Source organism: Streptomyces sp. NPDC001890 (assembly GCF_042891445.1).
In the GTDB taxonomy this organism is placed as follows: domain Bacteria; phylum Actinomycetota; class Actinomycetes; order Streptomycetales; family Streptomycetaceae; genus Streptomyces.
This window is the reverse complement of sequence record NZ_JBIATE010000002.1, coordinates 1,129,765-1,147,807: the sequence shown is the minus strand read 5'-3', so window position 1 is coordinate 1,147,807 and position 18,043 is coordinate 1,129,765. Positions and strand designations below refer to the sequence as shown.

Sequence of the window (18,043 nt, the reverse complement as noted above, 5' to 3'; positions counted from 1 at the left end):
GGCCATATATGACCGGTCGCCACCGGTAGGGTCGTCGCGACCGCGCTCGGTGGGGGAAGGAAGTCGAAGTGGCGGATCAGCTCGGCACTTTGCTGCGTCGGCTGCGCAACCGGTCGGGGCTCACGCAGGAGCAGCTGGAGGCGCGGTCCGGAGTGAGCGTGCGCACGATCCGCAGACTGGAGAACGGCAGATCCAGCGATCACCGGCTGGGTACGGTGAACCTGCTGGCGGACGCGCTGGAGGCCGGGCCCGAGGACCGTCGGCAGCTCGCCGCCACGCTCGCGAAGTCGAAGGCCGAACCGGCCGGCGAACCCGCACCCGAATCCGTACCCGAATCCGCCCCCGTACCCGTATCCGTATCCGTATCCGTACCTGCGCAGAACTCCGGGCAGGATTACGAGCAGAATCACGGGCAGATTCCCGGGCAGGATCCCGTACAGAACTCCGGGCCAAAAGTCCGCCCCACCCCCACCCATTCATCCGTTCACGGCGAACTCGTCACCGCATCCACCGAATTGGCCCGGGAAATCCGGCGCCGCTGGCAGCGCGAGGAGGAACACCGCCGGGTGCACGACCCTTTTCCGCTTCCGGTGCGCTGGCAGGACGCCCCCGAATCGCTGACCGACCATTCGGAGAACATCCAGCGTCTGCCGCCGGGAGCGACGCCGGACCGCATGGACCTGAGCGGCGATCTGGGCAGCGTGGCCGAGGTCTACCGGCGGATCGGGTCCGGGCGGCTCGTGGTCCTCGGCCGGGCCGGATCCGGCAAGTCGATCCTGACGATCAGGTTCGTCCTGGACCAGCTGGAGGCCCGGGAGCCGCACGACCGGGTGCCGGTGGTCTTCAGCATCGGCTCCTGGGATCCCACGGCCGTCGCGCTGCGGGACTGGCTGATCGACCGGCTGGTGCGCGACCACCCGCATCTCACCCGCCGGGCCCCCGACGGGTCGACGCTGGCGGCCGCCCTGGTCGACGCGGACCTCGTGCTGCCGGTCCTGGACGGGTTCGACGAGATCGCGGAAGGTCTGCGGAGTACGGCCCTGGAGGTGCTCAACGCCACCTCGCTCCCGCTCGTCCTGACCAGCCGGCGCGGTGAGTTCGCCGAGGCCGTCCAGGAGGCCGGTGCCCCGCTGGTCTGGGCCGCCGGTCTCGAACTGACCGATCTCACCCTCGACGACCTCTCCGACTACCTGCCCCGGACGGCCCGGCCGGTCCCCCGCGGCGACGGCGGGACCGCGCCGGTCTGGCCCCCCGTGCTGGACCGGCTGCGCGCCCGGGAAAGCGGGGCGGCCGGCCCCCTGGCCAGGGTCCTGAGCACCCCGCTCATGGTCATCCTGGCGCGCACGATGTACAGCGAGGCGCCCGACAGGAATCCGGCGGAGCTGCTGGACGCCGAGCGTTTCCCCGACGAGAACTCCCTCGAAGAACACCTGCTGGCGGGTTTCGTGCCGACGGTCTACCGGCGCCGGGTCGCCGAGCGCAGCGCCACCGGCCGCCGGGAGCGGCAGCGCGACCCGGAGCGCGCCGAGCGCTGGCTCGGCTTTCTCGCCCACCATCTGGCCCGGCTCGACGGCGACCAGCAGGATCTCGCGTGGTGGCGGATCGGTGATTCGCTGCGGCTGTCCACGCGACTGCTGTCGGTGGCGGTGTCCTCGGCGCTCTGCGTCACGCTCGCCGTGTGGTTCGTCAACCTGATCAACGTGCCGTTCCCGATCGGCGAGGCCCTCATGTCGAGCTGCTCGATGGGGGCGGTCGCCGGGCTCGCCTACGGATGTGTCCACGCGATCCTGGTGCGGTTCGGCACCACGGCCTTCGAACCCGCCCATGTGCGGCTGCGGCTGCCCGGCGGGGGCACCGGCGTCGGTCGCAGACCGGTGCGCACCTTCGCCGCCCGGTTCGGCGCCGTCCTGCCGGGCGGATTCGTGATGGGCGTCGGATGCGCCGGAGCCCTCGCTCTTCAGCGCTGGCTGTACTACGGGATCCCGCTCGCGAACGAGCTGGTGATCAAGGGCACCCTCATCAACATGCTGGTCCTCGGCCTGATCTTCGGCGCGGGCGCCGGGCTCGTCTTCGGGATCGTGGCCGTGCTCGAAGCGCCGCTGGACGTCGCCTCCGCGGCGACCCCGGCCGGTCTGCTGGCCGCGAACCGCGCGACGGTGCTCCGGCAGGTCCTCGTACTGGTACCGATGCTCACCCTGGCCATCGCGGTCGGCGGACGCCTGATCACCGATCTGCTCGACGGAATCCTCGGACCGCTGGTCTGGGACGTGACGGGCGGGCTCGTCATCGGTGCCATCGGCGGGATCGGCGGCACGTGCTCGTACGCGCTCTCGTTCACCGCCTGGGGACGGTGGCTGGTCCTGTCGCGGGTCTGGCTGCCGCTGACCGGCAAGCTGCCCTGGGACACGGTGGCCTTCCTGGACGACGCGTACCGCCGGGGCGTGCTGCGCCAGACCGGCGCGGTGTACCAGTTCCGCCACATCCGGCTCCAGCACCACCTCGCCCGCTCGTACCGCGAGCACCAGAGCAAGTACGCACCGGCCCGGTTCGACGCCGGGGCATGAGGGCCGACCCGGTTCGGCCCTGGGCATGAAGGCCGGCCCGGTTCGGCCCCGGGGCATGAAGGCCGGCCCGGCCGGCGCTCAGTCCTTCCGCGCGCGCCACTGAGGGGCCAGTACCGCCCAGACCTCCGAGTCGTGCCGCACCCCGCGGTACAGGTAGTTCTCGCGCAGCACCCCGTCGCGCGTCATGCCGAGCCGCTCGGCCACGGCGGTGCTGGCGGTGTTCGCGGCGGAGGCGACCCACTCCACGCGGTGCATCCCGCGCTCGTACACCGCCCAGTCGATCAGCTTCCGGCACGCCCGGGTGATCAGGCCGCGCCCCTGGCCCGCCGGCTCCAGCCAGCAGCCGATCTCGCAGTTCCCCGACTCGGCGTCGAAGATCCGGAACAGGACGCCGCCGACGAGCGTGCCCTCCAGCCAGATGCCGTAGATCCGTCCCGTGTCCGCCGCCTGCTTCTCCGCGTACCGCCGCAGCAGCGCCCGCGCCGATTCCAGGTCGGTGGCGAAGGAGGCGAAGGGGATCCACGGATCCACGAGCTCGCGGGCCCGGTCCACGTGGTCCAGGAACTCCTGGGCCTGCCAGATCTCCAGCGGACGCAGCTCCGCTCCGTCGTCACCCAGGGATATCGCGAACATCATGCTCCTTCTCGAACCGCTTCCACCGTTTGCGCGGGCTGCGCTGCCTCGGACGATCGCGCCGCCTGCGGGATCTTGTCATGCGGGAGGCCGTGCTCGGGGGGCTCGATGCTGATCCGGGGCAGCAGCCGGTCCAGCCGGCGCGGCAGCCACCAGTTCGCCCCGCCCAGCAGGTGCATCAGCGCGGGGACCAGGAGCGTACGCAGGACGAAGGCGTCCAGCAGGACGGCGGCGGCGAGCGCGATCCCGAACATGGCGATGACCCGGTCCCCGCTGAGGACGAACGCCAGGAAGACCGAGATCATGATCACGGCCGCGGAGTTGATCACCCGGCCGGTCTCGGCGAGGCCCACCCGGACGGCCCGCCGGTTGTCCCCCGTCGCCAGCCACTCCTCGTACATCCGCCCCACCAGGAACACCTGGTAGTCCATGGACAGCCCGAAGAGCACGGACACCATGATGACCGGCAGGAACGGTTCGATCGGCCCCGAGCTGCCCAGCCCCAGCAGCTCGCTCCCCCAGCCCCACTGGAAGATCGCGACGACGACCCCGAACGAGGAGGCGACGGCGGCCACGTTCATCACGGCGGCCTTCAGCGGGATGCCGATCGAGCGGAACGCCAGCAGCAGGAGCAGACAGCCGAGCCCGATGACCACGCCGACGAAGAGCGGGAGCTTGCCGATGATGATCCGGGCGAAGTCGTCGTAGCTGGCGGTCACTCCCCCGACATGGGCCTGGAGCGAGGTGTTCGCCTCGGCCTCCGGCAGCACGTCCGTACGCAGCCGGTCGACGAGCGCGCTGGTCTCCTCGGACTGCGGTGACGACTTCGGTACGACGGTGACGAAGGCCGTGTCGCCGCTGTTGTTGTACGTGACCGGGCCGACCGAGGCCACGCCCTCGGTGGACCGCAGCGTGGCGGGCAGCCCGTCCATCGCGAGCCGGTCGTCCGCGCCGTCCAGCTGCGCGGCGATGGTCAGCGGCCCGTTGACACCGGGGCCGAATCCGTCGGCCAGCAGGTCGTACGCCTGACGGGTGGTCGACGAGGCGGGGTTGTTGCCCTGGTCGGAGGTGCCCAGATGGAGGGAGAAGGTGGGCAGCGCGAGGACCAGCATCACCACGGCGGCGCACGCCCCGAGCAGCTTGGGGTGGCGTTCGACGAAGGCGGACCAGCGGGCGGCGAAGCCCGTGGGCACTTCGGGTTGCGGGCCGTGCTCGGCGAGCCGTCCGCGCTCGCGCCGGCTCAGGGCCCGCATCCCGATGAAGGAGAGCAGGGCGGGGAGCAGGGTGACGGAGGCGGCCACGGTCAGCACGACGGTGAGCGAGGCGGCGATCGCCACGCCGTTGAGGAAGCCGAGCCGCAGGATCAGCATGCCGAGCAGCGCGATGCAGACGGTCGCCCCGGCGAAGACGACGGCACGGCCGGTCGTCGCGACGGCGGTCTGCGCGGCCTCGGTGACCGACAGGCCCCTGCGCAGTCCTCTGCGGTGTCTGGTGACGATGAACAGCGCGTAGTCGATGCCGACGCCGAGCCCGATCAGCATGCCCAGCATGGGCGCGAAGTCGGCGACGGTCATCAGATGGCCCAGCAGTACGGTGCCGGCGTAGGCGATGCCGACGGAGACCAGCGCGGTGGCGATGGGCAGCATGCTGGCGGCGAGCGAGCCGAAGGCGACGAAGAGGACGACCGCCGCGACGACGACCCCGATGGCCTCGCTGAGGTGGACGGACGGCGCTTCGGTGAGGGCGACGGCGGGGCCGCCCAGCTCCACCTGGAGATGGTCGGCGGCGGCCGCCTTCGCGGTGTCGACGACGGCCTCGGCCTGCTGCACCGGGATGTCCTCGACCTGCTGGTCGAAGGTGATCGTGGCGTACGCGGTGTGCCCGTCGGCGCTGATCTGACCGGTGCCGGAGGCTCCGTACGGGCTGGTGACCGCGCCGACCCCGGGCAGCTCCTCGACCGCGTGCAGGGTCCGGGTCATCGTCTGCCGGACGTCGTCGGCCCGCACGGTGGAGTCGGAGGTGTGCCAGACGATGGTGTCGGTGTCGCCGCCGAGATCCGTGAAACCGCCCCTGAGGAGCTCGGTGGCCCGGCCGGACTCCGTGCCGGGCACCTCGTAGTCGTTGGAGTACGCGGAGCCCGCGAAGCCGGCCGCGGTGGCGGCGCCGCCGAGGGCGAGCAGCCAGATGAGGACGGCGATGAGACGGTGCCTGATGCACCAGCGGGCGATGGCAGCCAACGGACATGCTCCCTGCTGGTTCGTGGTTCCCCGACAGCACAGGACATGCATGAGCGGCAAAGAACGCATGCCCTGAGAACCGTCACTCTGGCAGCCGAAAGTGATCCTTTGTCCCTTTCGTGGCCTTACTCACAATGGCCGCAGGAAGAACTGTGGCGCCGCGTCGTAACCGTGGCGCCGCGTCGCAACCGTGCCCCGGCGTCGCCCCGGCCTCCGGCCGCCTCACTCGGCCAGTCGTTCCTCCTCCGCCTCCAGTTCCTCCTCGAACTGCTCCTCGATCTCCGCGATGCCCTTCCTCACGACCTCCGCCAGATGGACGGGGCAGGTCAGCACCTCGCCGCTGAAGCCCTGGCCGGAGTCCGGACCGGGGGCGGGGCCCGCGTCGGGGGCGTAGAGGTGCGCGATGCGCGCCACGCGGTCGGACGTGCGCTCATGGCCGGGGGCGTGGCCGTCCGGGTGGTCGCACGCGCCGCCGGGCAGGGTGGCGGCAGTGGTGCGGAGGATGCCGAGGATCTCGCGGGCGATTCCGTACGACAGCTCCAGGGAATCGGCCGCCGTGGCCATCAGGAGCAGCAGGACGGTCCGGTCGAGCGCGGGTCCGTCCGGGCCGAGCTTCTCGTACCGCCGGGCCGCCCAGAGCGCCGCCTCCTCGGAGGCCGTCTCGTCCTTGAACGGGACATGTCGCTCGCTCAGCGGCTTGATGTCGAGCCGGCCGTCGGGGCGCAGATACACCGTGTCCAGATGCGCCGTCTCCCGGGTGCCGAAGAGCCTGTCGACCGCTTCGCGCAGATGGTCGCGGGCCTCGACGGCGAGGGCGCGCAGGAAGGTGGTGCAGGTCCATGCCTCCAGCGAGGCGCCGTATCCGTCCGCGTGTTCCTCGCGCAGGACGGACCGGCCGCCGGGGCTCTGCAGGTGGATGCCCTCGGAGGCCTGCTCCTCGCCGCCGGAGCGCAGTGCCGGGTGCTCGCCGTCCTCGTGCGCGCAGGCCTCGTCCGGCAGCAGCGGCAGTACGGACTCCAGGCCCTCGATCATGTCGTCGAGCAGCGACCGTTGTCTGATCCGGCCCGACCCCGCGTACCAGCAGTTCGCATGGGCGACGACGACATAGCCGGCGAGAGCGGCCCGGGAGAGGTCGCTGTTCGGTACGGCGTGGATGTCCAGGTCCCAGAACGGATCACCGTTCGGATAGTCGTTGAGCACACTGCCCAGGCTGCGGATGTATCTCCGGTGGTCTTCGGGGACGATCTCGGGGATGCCGTCCGTGCTGCCCGGCAGGATCACATCGGCGGCCGTCCGCGCCCATCCGGCGGCATTGCGGGGGCAGATCTCGGCCTCGTCCCACTCATCGAGCGGGATCTCGACGTCCGGCGCGTCGAGCAGCCCGGCCGCGTCCGTGTCCCACTCCTCCAGGCTGTCGGTGTACGGATGGGCCTCGTGCCCGCACCCGCCGGCCTGAAGAACCTGCTCGTCCATGGCCTCGGCGGCGGCGCCGAGCGCGTCCACCACGGCCCGCTCGACGGCCGCGCCGCGTCGCCCGAGGACGTACGGCGCCATGCCCACCAGTCCGAAGGTCAGCAGGACAGCCTGCTCGCCGTCCGGTTCGGCGGCGAGCAGGCGGGCGCACTCCAGGACGACGGGGTCCGCGTCCTCGGGGGCGGACCCCGCCGTGACGTCGGTCCATTTCTCGATCAGTTCGGTCATGATCAAGGACACGCGGGCCGCGTCGTGGTGGTTCCGGCGGGCACCGAACTCCCGTACGAAGAACCTGCCGGACGGTCCGTCAGCCCGAGACGCTCGCCCGGCCGTTCTCGATGTGCCCCATCAGCCTGCGCCGGAACGCGTCGTCCCCGTCGACGGTGACGTCCAGGTCGTACCAGCCGTGCGCGTCGGCCGCCGAGTGCACCACCGTGCGGCTGCGCCCCGGCTTGACCTTGACGGTCCGGGTCCAGTCCTGCAGGTCCGCATCGTCGACATAGCCCAGCGGCCGCACCGTGAAGGTGAGCGTGGTCCGGCCCGTGTTGCGCAGGGTGAGGTGCAGATCGCGCTCACGGGCGTCGACCCGCGAGGCCACCTCGGCCCCGGCCGAGGCGCCGTCCTTCGCGGGCCCGGCGAACTCCCGGCGGAAGCCGTTGGGCCCCGTCACCGTGAACCGGTAGGCCTCGCCGGTGACCGGCACCGTCCACTGCGCGGTGCCCTTCACGTCCCGGTGCTGCGGTACGGGGAACTCACCGGCGTACGGATACAGCGCGAAGTGCGCCGAGGAGCGCCCCGTGTTGCTGAGATCCACCCGCACCGCGCCGTCCACCACTGACGCCTGCGCGTCCGGCTGGTACGGCAGCGCGCGGGCCGGGCGTGCGCCGGGCTCCTGCACGGGCATGTGCTGCACGGCCGGCGGCTTCGGCGACCAGCGGCCACTGAACGGCGGGATGGCGCCCGGCTGTTCCACCTCGGGCCGGCGGCGCGCACGGGAGAAGTCGAAGGCCGAGGTCAGGTCGCCGGTGACGGTGCGCCGCCAGTCGCTGATGTTCGGCTCCTCCACCCCGGTCCAGCGCTCCAGGAAGCGGACGACGGAGGTGTGGTCGAAGACCTCGGAGCAGACGTAGCCGCCGATGGTCCACGGCGAGACGACGAGCATCGGCACGCGTATGCCGAGACCGGTGGGCTTGCCCTCCCACTGCTCCTCGGACACCTCGGGCGGGGCGACCGGCGGCGGCACGTGGTCGAAGAAGCCGTCGTTCTCGTCGTAGTTGATGAAGACCGCGGTGTGCCGCCACACATCGGGGTGCTTGCCCAGCGCGTCCAGGACCTTGTAGACGATCGTCGCGCTGTGGATCGGCGAGGAGACGCTCGGATGCTCGGAGTCGACGGCCGAGGGCACCAGGTAGGAGACCTCGGGCAGGGTGCCCGCCGCCACGTCCTTGGCGAACTCGTCGGCCAGCGTTCCGGTCTCCACCCGGCGCAACGCCCGCTCGAACAGGCTGCGTTCGCTCTTGTCGAGGGTGGCGACGCCCTCCTCCAGCAGGCCGAACAGCCGCTCGCGCTCCGTGGCGTCGGCGTCCCGCACCGCGGCGTAGAACGACTCCATGAAGGTGTGCCCGCCGGTCTTCGCGAGCGCCTTGCGGGCCACCGCCTTGAAGGTGGCGAAGAACTCGATCTGGTTGTCGGTGAAGTTCTCCCACTCGGTGTACGTGCGCCAGCTGCGCCCGGCCTTCTCCAGCCGCTCCGCGTACGTGCCCCAGTCGTAGCCGGGGTGGGTGCCCTCGTTGTACGCGTCGTTGCCGACGGCCCGCCTGCCGTTCGGCTCGTTGCCCGTCTTCCCGCTCCACAGGTGGTTGCGGTTGGGGCTGGTCGAGGTGTGGATGGAGGAGTGGTAGGCGTCGCAGACCGTGAAGGTGTCGGCCAGTTCGTAGTGCAGCGGGATGTCGCGGCGGTCGTAGTACGCCATGGTGGCGGCCGTCTTCGCGCTCACCCAGCCGTTCATCCACCCGCCGGCCCACGCCTTGCCGCCCCCGTTCCAGGAGTGGTCGAGCGCGCCGATGTACTGGAGGTCCTTCTTCTGCGTCTCGGCGGCGTCGCGCACCGGGAACGGCAGCACGGAGGTGCCGAGCGCCGCGGGCTGCTCGAAGACCGGCTTGCCCGAGGGCAGCTCGACGGCGTTGCGGTCACCGAAGCCGCGTACGCCCCGGAGCGTCCCGAAGTAGTGGTCGAAGGAACGGTTCTCCTGCATCAGGATCACCACGTGCTTGATGGCCCCGAGCCCGTCCCGGCCACCGGACCCCGCCGAGTGTGCCGGCTGCGCGGCGATCGCGGCCTGCAGCGAAGGCGGCAGCAGCGACCCCGCCGCCGCGGCGCCGAGCGCGCCGCCGCCCAGCGCGAAGAGCCGTCGCCGTGAAATGTCCGTGGTCAAGTTGAGCCTCCCGAGTCAGGTCGTACAGCCGGGAAGCTAATCAAGCCGGATGGCGCGCGGAAGGACTCCGGACGGCTCCGTGGTGAACGTCCAAGAGGTCGCACGGGAAAGTCCAAGGGGCGGCGCACCCGTGTCGTGGGTGCGCCGCCCCTCGGGACGTGCCTGCGCCGAAGGGTCAGCCCTCGACGCCGAGCTTCTCCAGGATCAGCTCACGGACCCGGGCCGCGTCGGCCTGGCCGCGGGTGGCCTTCATGACCGCGCCGACGAGCGCGCCCGCCGCCGCGACCTTGCCGCCGCGGATCTTGTCCGCGATCGCCGCGTTGGCCGCGATGGCCTCGTCGACGGCCGTGGACAGCGCGCCCTCGTCGGAGACGACCTTCAGGCCGCGCTTCTCGACGACGGCGTCCGGGTCGCCCTCGCCCGCGAGGACGCCCTCGATGACCTGGCGGGCCAGCTTGTCGTTGAGGTCGCCCGAGGTGACGAGCTCGGCCACCCTGGCGACCTGCACCGGGGTGATCGGCAGCTCGTCGAGGCCGCGGCCGGTCTCGTTGGCGTTACGGGCCAGCTCGCCCATCCACCACTTGCGGGCCTGGTCCGAGGGGGCGCCCGCGTCGGTCGTGGCGACGATCAGGTCGACCGCGCCCGCGTTGAGGATGGACTGCATGTCGTGCTCGGAGACACCCCACTCCTCCTTGAGCCGCGCCCGGCGCAGCCGGGGCAGCTCGGGGAGGCCCTTGCGCAGCTCCTCGACCCACTCGCGGGCCGGGGCGACCGGCACCAGGTCCGGCTCGGGGAAGTAGCGGTAGTCCTCGGCGTTGTCCTTGATGCGGCCGGCCGTGGTGGAGCCGTCCTCCTCGTGGAAGTGCCGGGTCTCCTGCACGATCGTGCCGCCGGAGGACAGCACGGCCGCGTGGCGCTGGATCTCGAAACGGGCGGCACGCTCGACGGAACGCAGCGAGTTCACGTTCTTCGTCTCGGAGCGCGTGCCGAAGGTCTCGGTGCCGTTGGGGCGCAGCGACAGGTTGACGTCGCAGCGCATCTGGCCCATCTCCATGCGGGCCTCGGAGACGCCGAGCGCCTTGATGAGCTCGCGGAGCTCGGCGACGTACGCCTTGGCGACCTCGGGGGCGCGGGCGCCCGCGCCCTCGATCGGCTTGGTGACGATCTCGATGAGCGGGATGCCGGCCCGGTTGTAGTCGAGCAGGGAGTGGGACGCGCCTTGGATACGGCCGGTGGCACCGCCGACGTGCGTCGACTTGCCGGTGTCCTCCTCCATGTGGGCGCGCTCGATCTGCACCCGGAAGATCTCCCCGTCCTCCAGCTGGACGTCCAGATAGCCGTTGTAGGCGATCGGCTCGTCGTACTGGGAGGTCTGGAAGTTCTTCGGCATGTCCGGATAGAAGTAGTTCTTCCGGGCGAAGCGGCACCACTCGGCGATCTCGCAGTTCAGCGCGAGGCCGATCTTGATGGCGGACTCGACGCCGATCTCGTTGACTACCGGCAGGGCGCCGGGCATGCCGAGGCAGACCGGGCAGGTCTGGGAGTTGGCGTCCTGCTTGAGCTCGGTGGAGCAGCCGCAGAACATCTTGGTCTTGGTGCCGAGCTCGACATGGACCTCCAGGCCCATGACGGGGTCGTAGGACGCGAGCGCGTCCTCGTACGACACCAGGTCGGTGACAGTCACGGTGAAACTTCCCTCTCAGCCCAGCAGTACGTCGTCGTCGCCGAGGCGCTTGAGTTCGCGCAGCAGCAGGGCGACACCCGTGGCGATGGCGGCGGCGGAGACGACGGCGTCGATCAGTCGGAGCGTGTCGTGCTCGTGGCGTGCCTTCTTGGCCTGCTTGAACACGCTGACGGCCCCGAAGGCGGTGGTGCCGATGGACAGGTACGTGCCGGTCTTGGACTTCTTGAAGCCCTTGGCCTTGGTCAGTGCGCTCACAACGACGGAGCCTCCTCCAGCAGCGGGTGACCCCACTTTTCCACGAAGGCGGCCTCGACGGCGGCGCCGACCTTGTAGAGACGGTCGTCCTTCATGGCGGGGGCGATGATCTGCAGCCCGACCGGCAGGCCGTCCTCGGGCGCCAGGCCGCAGGGCAGCGACATGGCGGAGTTGCCCGCGAGGTTGGTCGGGATGGTGCACAGGTCCGCGAGGTACATCGCCATCGGGTCGTCGGCGCGCTCGCCGATCGGGAAGGCGGTGGTGGGCGTCGTCGGGGAGACGATGACGTCCACCTGCTCGAAGGCCCTCTCGAAGTCCTGCGTGATGAGGGTGCGGACCTTCTGCGCCGAGCCGTAGTACGCGTCGTAGTAGCCGGAGCTGAGGGCGTACGTACCGAGGATGATGCGGCGCTTGACCTCGTCGCCGAAGCCGGCCTCACGGGTGAGCGCGGTGACGTCCTCGGCGGACCTCGTGCCGTCGTCGCCGACGCGCAGCCCGTAGCGCATGGCGTCGAAGCGGGCCAGGTTGGAGGAGCACTCGGACGGCGCGATCAGGTAGTACGCGGACAGGGCCAGGTCGAAGGACGGGCAGTCCAGCTCGACGATCGTGGCGCCGAGCGACTTCAGCAGCTCGACCGACTCGTTGAAGCGCTGGACGACACCGGCCTGGTAGCCCTCGCCGGCGAACTGCTTCACGACACCGACGCGCATGCCCTGCACGGAGCCGTTGCGGGCGGCCTCGACGACCGGCGGGACCGGGGCGTCGATGGACGTGGAGTCCATCGGGTCGTGCCCGCCGATGACCTCGTGCAGCAGGGCCGCGTCCAGGACGGTACGGGCGCAGGGCCCGCCCTGGTCCAGGGAGCTGGAGAAGGCCACCATGCCGTAGCGGGAGACGCCGCCGTAGGTGGGCTTGACGCCGACGGTGCCGGTGACGGCGGCGGGCTGGCGGATGGAGCCGCCGGTGTCCGTGCCGATGGCGAGCGGGGCCTCGTACGAGGCGAGCGCGGCGGACGAGCCGCCGCCGGAGCCGCCGGGGATGCGGGTGAGGTCCCACGGGTTGCCGGTCGGGCCGTAGGCGCTGTTCTCGGTGGAGGACCCCATGGCGAACTCGTCCATGTTGGTCTTGCCGAGGATGACGACGTCGGCGGCCTTCAGCTTCCGGGTGAGGGTCGCGTCGTACGGCGGGATCCAGCCTTCGAGGATCTTGGAGCCGACGGTGGTCGGCATGTCCTGCGTGGTGAAGATGTCCTTCAGCGCGAGCGGGACACCGGCCAGCGGGCCGAGCTTCTCGCCGGCCGCCTTCTTGGCGTCGACGGCGCGGGCCTGCGCGAGCGCGCCCTCGCGGTCGACGTGCAGGAAGGCGTGGACCTTCTCGTCGACGGCGTCGATCCGGGCCAGGTGGGCCTCGGTGACCTCGACGGCCGTGAGCTCGCCGGAGGCGATCTTCGCGGCGATCTCGGCGGCGGTGAGCTTGATGATGGTGCTGTGGTCCGTCATGGCTGTTAGTCCTCCCCCAGGATCTGCGGCACCTTGAAACGCTGCTGCTCCTGGGCCGGGGCGCCGGAGAGCGCCTGCTCGGGGGTGAGCGACGGACGGACCTCGTCCGCGCGCATGACGTTGGTCAGCGGCAGCGGGTGGGAGGTCGGCGGTACGTCTTGGTCGGCGACCTCGGAGACGCGGGCGACCGCGCCGATGATGTCGTCGAGCTGACCGGCGAAGTGATCGAGCTCTTCGCCCTTCAGCTCCAGACGCGCCAGCCGGGCGAGGTGGGCGACCTCCTCGCGCGTGATGCCAGGCATGCAGCGATCCTCAGGGGTTGGTGTGTGGTTTTGGCCCAATCCTATGGGGTCGCCCACCACCGCTCCCGCCACCCGGGCGAACAGCCTGGTCGGACGAGGATTTCCGGCACCCGCCCCGCCTCCGGCCCTGCTCCGCGGCCGGGGGCGGAGGGGCCGCTGCGGGCTCGGGCCACCGCGGGCTCAGGTCGTCGCGGGCCGGGAATTGACCGCCCGGCCCGGCGGCCGCTGCTCCAGCTCCGGCGGCGCACCGGCGGCCGCCGCTGCTGCGGCCGCCGCTGCCGCCAGCTCGGCGGGCCGCCGCCAGCCGTGCTCGCCGCGCGCCCGCAGCCAGGCCGTGGTCTCCTGCGGCGGCATCGCCGCGGCGACCAGCCAGCCCTGCACCGCGTCGCAGCGCAGATCCCGCAGCCGCTCCCAGGTCTCGTCGTCCTCGACCCCTTCCGCGACGACCAGCAGGCCCAGCGAGTGGGCCAGGTCGATCGTGCAGCGGACGATCTCCGCGTCCTCGTTGTCCACGGCCAGCCGGGCGACGAACGAGCGGTCGATCTTCAGCTCGCTGACCGGCAGCCGGCGCAGATGGACGAGCGAGGAGTACCCCGTGCCGAAGTCGTCGAGGGACATCTTCACGCCGTGCCCGGTCAGCCCGGCGAGCGTGTCGGCGGCGCGCTGCGGGTCCTCCAGCAGCACGTGCTCCGTTATCTCCAGCTGCAGCGCCCCGGCCGGAACGCCGTGCCGGGCGAGCCGGGCCGCGACGCCTCCCGCGAACCCGGGGGTGTGGACGTCGCGCGGGGAGACGTTGACCGCGACGGGGACGAACAGGCCCTGTGCCCGCCACCGGGCGACCTGGGCCAGCGCCGTCTCCAGTACGTACTCCGTGAGGTGCGGCATGAGGCCGGACGACTCGGCGATGGCGATGAACTCGTCCGGGGGGACCCTGCCCCGTTCCGGGTGCACCCAGCGCACCAGGGCTTCGAGGCCGGCCACCTGGCCGTCGAAGCGGACCTTCGGCTGGTAGTGGAGCTCGACCTCACCGGCGTCCAGGGCGCGGCGCAGATCGCCCAGGAGTCCGAGCCGGTCCGGGGTGTTGCTGTCCCGCTTCGACTCGTAGACCTCGACGCCCGTACGGTCCCGCTTGGCCTGGTACATCGCCACGTCCGCGCGCCTGAGCAGCCCCTCGGCGTCCAGCGCGTGGTCCGGGTAGACGGCGACCCCGGCACTGGCCTCCAGCACCAGGGTCAGTCCGTCGAGGTCCAGCGGGGAGGACAGCTCGGCGACCAGGTGGCGGGCGACCCGCTGCGCGCTGGTGGTGGAGTCGGCGGTCGGCAGGAGCACCGCGAACTCGTCGCCGCCCAGCCGCGCGGCCTCCGCGCCCCGGGGCAGCGCGAGCCTGAGACGTTCCGCTATCTGCAGCAGCAGCCGGTCCCCCGCCAGGTGTCCGAGTGTGTCGTTGACCGCGCGGAAGCGGTCGAGGTCTATCAGGACCAGAGCGGATCTCGCGCCGCCGGATTCGGCGTCCTCCAGGGCCGTCCAGGTGCGCTCCAGCAGCCACTGCCGGTTGGGCAGCCCGGTCAGCGGGTCGCGCAGCTGCTCCTCGGCCCGGGCGCGGGCGATCCAGAGGGCGGAGTCCAGAGCGATCAGCGGGACGGCGAAGAGCGGCAGGAGCAGGGGGGTGACCATCGCGACGACACAGATCAGCGGTGCGATGGCGAGCAGGGCGAGGGCGACGAGGCCCTGGCGCAGCAGGGTGGTGCGGGCGATGGTCGGCAGTCCGCCGCCCTGGGGTGTCCGGGCGTACCACAGCAGGACCCGGGTGACCAGAAGATAGGTGGAGGCGGCGAGGAGGACCTCCGGGACGGCGTGGATGCCCCAGTCGAGTGGCTGCCAGGGGGACTCGACGGTCTGTACGTCGCCGAAGGCGGCGAGCACCAGGGCGGCCGCGCCGATCCCCAGGATGTCCACCGCGCCGTGCAGCAGCCCCTGCCACCAGCGGTGCCGACGGGCCACGCCGACGAGGACGACCACGACCAGGGAGACCAGCCCGGCGGGCACCCAGCCGTAGAGCAGCAGCACGGCCAGGGTGAGGGAGGCTCCGGAGCCGGTCCCTCCCCACCAGCGGTCGCGGCCGAGCGCGACGAGATGGCCGACGATGATTCCGGTCAGGACGGCGAGGGACCAGCCGGCCTCGCCGTCGGGGAAGAGCGCGTGTCCTTCGCTCACGGTCCGGTAGAAACCGGTCGCGATCTGAACAACGGCGATCATGATGGCAACGGCACCCACTTTTGGCGTGAGGCCGACGAAACCTTGCAGCCGCGACACCGGTGCGGCGCTCTCGGTCGGTTTCATTCCGTCCCTCTCACAGCCGGCGGTGCCGATGTCACCCGATGGTTCCGCTCCACGCCGCCACGACCCGGTTTCCCACCCCGCGGCCGGACACGGCAGGTGCACGTCTCAACAGTAGGCCGCGGAAGGCTTCTACGGGCAGCGCTCTGACGCTCTTGCCCGAATGCGGACCGACCGTCCGTCAGCATCTGCTATGCGCCGATCGGGTGAACCGGCCGACGCAACGAAACCCTTGCCCCGACCTGCACCGCTACACCCTTTATCGCCCCCTTGCGCACCGTTCGCCCCGCCTCCTTTTCGTCCGCCCTTCACCCCGCCCCGATGCCCGCCCCGGCCCCCGCACGATCGCTGCCCGGCCACCGTCCGGCCCCCGCACGATGCCCGCCGCCAGGGATCGGGCGGCGATCCGGGCAGGAATCCCCCTACTCCGCCGGTACCTCGGCCGGCACCGCCGCCTCGCGCGCCGCATCCGGACCCTGTTCGAGGAGCACGGCGAAGCCGTCCTCGTCCAGCACCGGCACCTTCAGCTGCATGGCCTTTTCGTACTTCGAACCGGGGTTGTCACCGACGACCACGAAGGAGGTCTTCTTCGAAACGGAACCCGTCACCTTCGCCCCGCGGCTCTGGAGCGCCTCTTTCGCGCCATCCCTGGTGTGCCCGGTCAGTGTGCCGGTGACGACGACGGTGAGCCCGTCGAGCGGGCGCGGCCCCTCCTCCTCCCCCGAACCCTCGTCGGCCATCCGGACCCCGGCCTCCCGCCACTTGCGCAGGATCTCCCGGTGCCAGTCCTCGGCGAACCACTGCTTCACCGACGCGGCGATGACGGGGCCGACCCCGTCGGCGTCGGCCAGCTCCTGCTCGGTCGCCTCGTCGATCCGGTCGATGGAACGGAACTGACGGGCCAGCTCCGCGGCGGCGACCGGGCCCACATGACGGATGGAGAGCCCGGTGAGGATCCGGGCGAGCGGGGCCTCCTTGGCGGCGGCGATGGCGTCGAGCATGGCGAGGGCGTTCTTCTTCGGCTCGCCCTGCTGGTTGGCGAAGACCCAGGCGGTCTTCTCCTCACCGGTCTTCGGATCGCGCTTGGGCAGCCCGCTGTCCTGGTCCCGGACATGGGCCCGGATCGGCAGCAACTGCTCGACGGTCAGCCCGAAGAGATCGCCCTCGTCGCGCAGCGGCGGCTCGGCGGGCTCCAGCGGCTTGGTCAGGGCCGCGGCGGCGACGTAGCCGAAGTGGTCGATGTCGAGGCACTTGCGGCCCGCGAGATAGGCGAGCCGCTCCCGCAACTGGGCGGGGCAGGAGCGCGCGTTGGGACAGCGGACGTCGATGTCGGCCTCCTTCATGGGCCGCAGCTCCGTACCGCACTCCGGGCACTCGGTGGGCATGACGAACGCCCGCTCGGTGCCGTCACGGAGGTCGACGACCGGGCCGAGGATCTCCGGGATCACGTCGCCCGCCTTGCGGAGCACCACCGTGTCCCCGATGAGGACGCCCTTCGCCTTCACCACGTTCTGGTTGTGCAGGGTGGCGAACTCCACCTCGGAACCCGCCACTTCGACCGGCTCGACCTGCGCGTACGGGGTGACCCGGCCGGTCCGGCCGACGCCGACCCGGATGTTGACCAGCTTGGTGTTGACCTCCTCCGGGGCGTACTTCCAGGCGATCGCCCAGCGCGGGGCGCGCGAGGTGGAGCCGAGCCGGCCCTGCAGCGGGATCTCGTCGAGCTTGACGACGACCCCGTCGATCTCGTGCTCCACGGAGTGCCGGTTCTCACCGAAGTACCTGATGAACTCCCGTACCCCGTCGAGGGAATCCACCACCTTGTTGTACTTGGCGGTGGGCAGACCCCACTCGCGCAGCAGTTCGTAGGCGTGCGAGAGGCAGTCGATGTCGAAGCCCTCGCGGGCACCGATGCCGTGCACCACCATGTGCAGCGGACGGGTGGCGGTGACCTTCGGGTCCTTCTGGCGCAGCGAACCCGCCGCCGCGTTGCGCGGGTTGGCGAACGGCTTGTCGTCGGCCTCGACGAGCCGGGCGTTGAGCTCCTCGAAGGCCTCCATCGGGAAGAAGACCTCACCGCGGATCTCGACCAGCGCCGGGATCCGGTCGCCCTTCAGCCGGTGCGGGATCTCGGCGATCGTACGGACGTTGGGGGTGATGTCCTCGCCGGTGCGACCGTCGCCCCGGGTGGCGGCCCGGGTCAGCCGTCCGTGCTCGTAGGTGAGGTTGACCGCCAGGCCGTCGACCTTCGGCTCGCACAGGAAGTGGTGGTCGGTGGTGCCGACCTCCTTGGCGATCCGCTCGCCCCAGGCGGCCAGCTCCAGGTCGTCGAAGGCGTTGTCCAGCGAGAGCATCCGCTCGCGGTGCTCGACGGAGGTGAATTCCGTCCGGTACGGGCCCGCGACCTTCTGCGTCGGCGAATCCGGCGTACGCAGCTGGGGGTACGTCTCCTCCAGCGCCTCCAGCTCGCGCATCAGCCGGTCGAACTCGGCGTCGCTGACGACCGGCTGGTCGTTCACGTAGTACCGGAAGCGGTGCTCCTCGATCTGCTCGGCGAGCAGCATGTGCTGCTCCTGGGCCTGTGCGGGCACCGTCGTCTGCTGTTCGCCGGCCATCGTCTCGTCC

Annotated in this window: 11 protein-coding genes; 1 reads left to right on the top strand and 10 read right to left on the bottom strand. The window is 71.2% G+C overall.

Annotated elements, in window-relative coordinates:
* Window positions 1-68 precede the first annotated feature (68 nt).
* Entirely contained in the window at window positions 69-2,564 is a 2,496-nt protein-coding gene (locus ACFYY1_RS11275) for a helix-turn-helix domain-containing protein (protein WP_388583387.1), read from the top strand.
* Window positions 2,565-2,642: 78 nt separating this feature from the next.
* Here ACFYY1_RS11275 and ACFYY1_RS11270 read toward each other — a convergent pair whose 3' ends face one another.
* The 10 genes from ACFYY1_RS11270 to ligA all read right to left on the bottom strand — a co-directional run bounded on the left by ACFYY1_RS11270 (window position 2,643) and on the right by ligA (window position 18,033).
* Window positions 2,643-3,197 carry a GNAT family N-acetyltransferase gene (locus ACFYY1_RS11270; RefSeq protein ID WP_388583503.1) on the bottom strand — a complete coding sequence of 185 codons (555 nt, stop codon included), beginning with the start codon at window positions 3,195-3,197 and terminating at the stop codon, window positions 2,643-2,645.
* A complete protein-coding gene (locus ACFYY1_RS11265; protein WP_388583385.1) occupies window positions 3,197-5,434 on the bottom strand; it encodes an MMPL family transporter in 2,238 nt (745 codons plus the stop codon). Before ACFYY1_RS11265 ends, ACFYY1_RS11270 begins: the two co-directional genes overlap by 1 nt.
* Before the next feature lie 222 nt (window positions 5,435-5,656).
* The gene (locus ACFYY1_RS11260) at window positions 5,657-7,147 is read right to left on the bottom strand and encodes a hypothetical protein (RefSeq protein ID WP_388583384.1); all 1,491 of its coding nucleotides are present in this window, start codon (window positions 7,145-7,147) and stop codon (window positions 5,657-5,659) included.
* A 67-nt stretch (window positions 7,148-7,214) separates the two neighbouring features.
* Window positions 7,215-9,341 (bottom strand): phosphocholine-specific phospholipase C, encoded by a 2,127-nt coding sequence (locus ACFYY1_RS11255; protein ID WP_388583382.1) that lies wholly within the window; start codon window positions 9,339-9,341, stop codon window positions 7,215-7,217.
* Between the two features lie 175 nt (window positions 9,342-9,516).
* Window positions 9,517-11,025, bottom strand: a complete 1,509-nt coding sequence (gatB, locus tag ACFYY1_RS11250) for an Asp-tRNA(Asn)/Glu-tRNA(Gln) amidotransferase subunit GatB (RefSeq protein WP_358941723.1) — start codon at window positions 11,023-11,025, stop codon at window positions 9,517-9,519.
* Window positions 11,026-11,040: 15 nt separating this feature from the next.
* Window positions 11,041-11,280 (bottom strand): hypothetical protein, encoded by a 240-nt coding sequence (locus ACFYY1_RS11245; protein ID WP_266729534.1) that lies wholly within the window; start codon window positions 11,278-11,280, stop codon window positions 11,041-11,043.
* Window positions 11,277-12,779 carry an Asp-tRNA(Asn)/Glu-tRNA(Gln) amidotransferase subunit GatA gene (gene gatA / locus ACFYY1_RS11240; RefSeq protein WP_388583380.1) on the bottom strand — a complete coding sequence of 501 codons (1,503 nt, stop codon included), beginning with the start codon at window positions 12,777-12,779 and terminating at the stop codon, window positions 11,277-11,279. The genes ACFYY1_RS11245 and gatA overlap by 4 nt, the downstream gene beginning before the upstream one ends.
* Before the next feature lie 5 nt (window positions 12,780-12,784).
* Window positions 12,785-13,081: an Asp-tRNA(Asn)/Glu-tRNA(Gln) amidotransferase subunit GatC gene (gatC, locus tag ACFYY1_RS11235; RefSeq protein ID WP_015036350.1), complete on the bottom strand. Its 297-nt coding sequence runs from the start codon at window positions 13,079-13,081 to the stop codon at window positions 12,785-12,787.
* 180 nt (window positions 13,082-13,261) lie between these two features.
* A complete protein-coding gene (locus ACFYY1_RS11230) occupies window positions 13,262-15,337 on the bottom strand; it encodes a putative bifunctional diguanylate cyclase/phosphodiesterase (protein WP_388583378.1) in 2,076 nt (691 codons plus the stop codon).
* A gap of 503 nt (window positions 15,338-15,840) precedes the next feature.
* The gene (gene ligA / locus ACFYY1_RS11225) at window positions 15,841-18,033 is read right to left on the bottom strand and encodes an NAD-dependent DNA ligase LigA (RefSeq protein WP_388583377.1); all 2,193 of its coding nucleotides are present in this window, start codon (window positions 18,031-18,033) and stop codon (window positions 15,841-15,843) included.
* Window positions 18,034-18,043 lie beyond the last annotated feature (10 nt).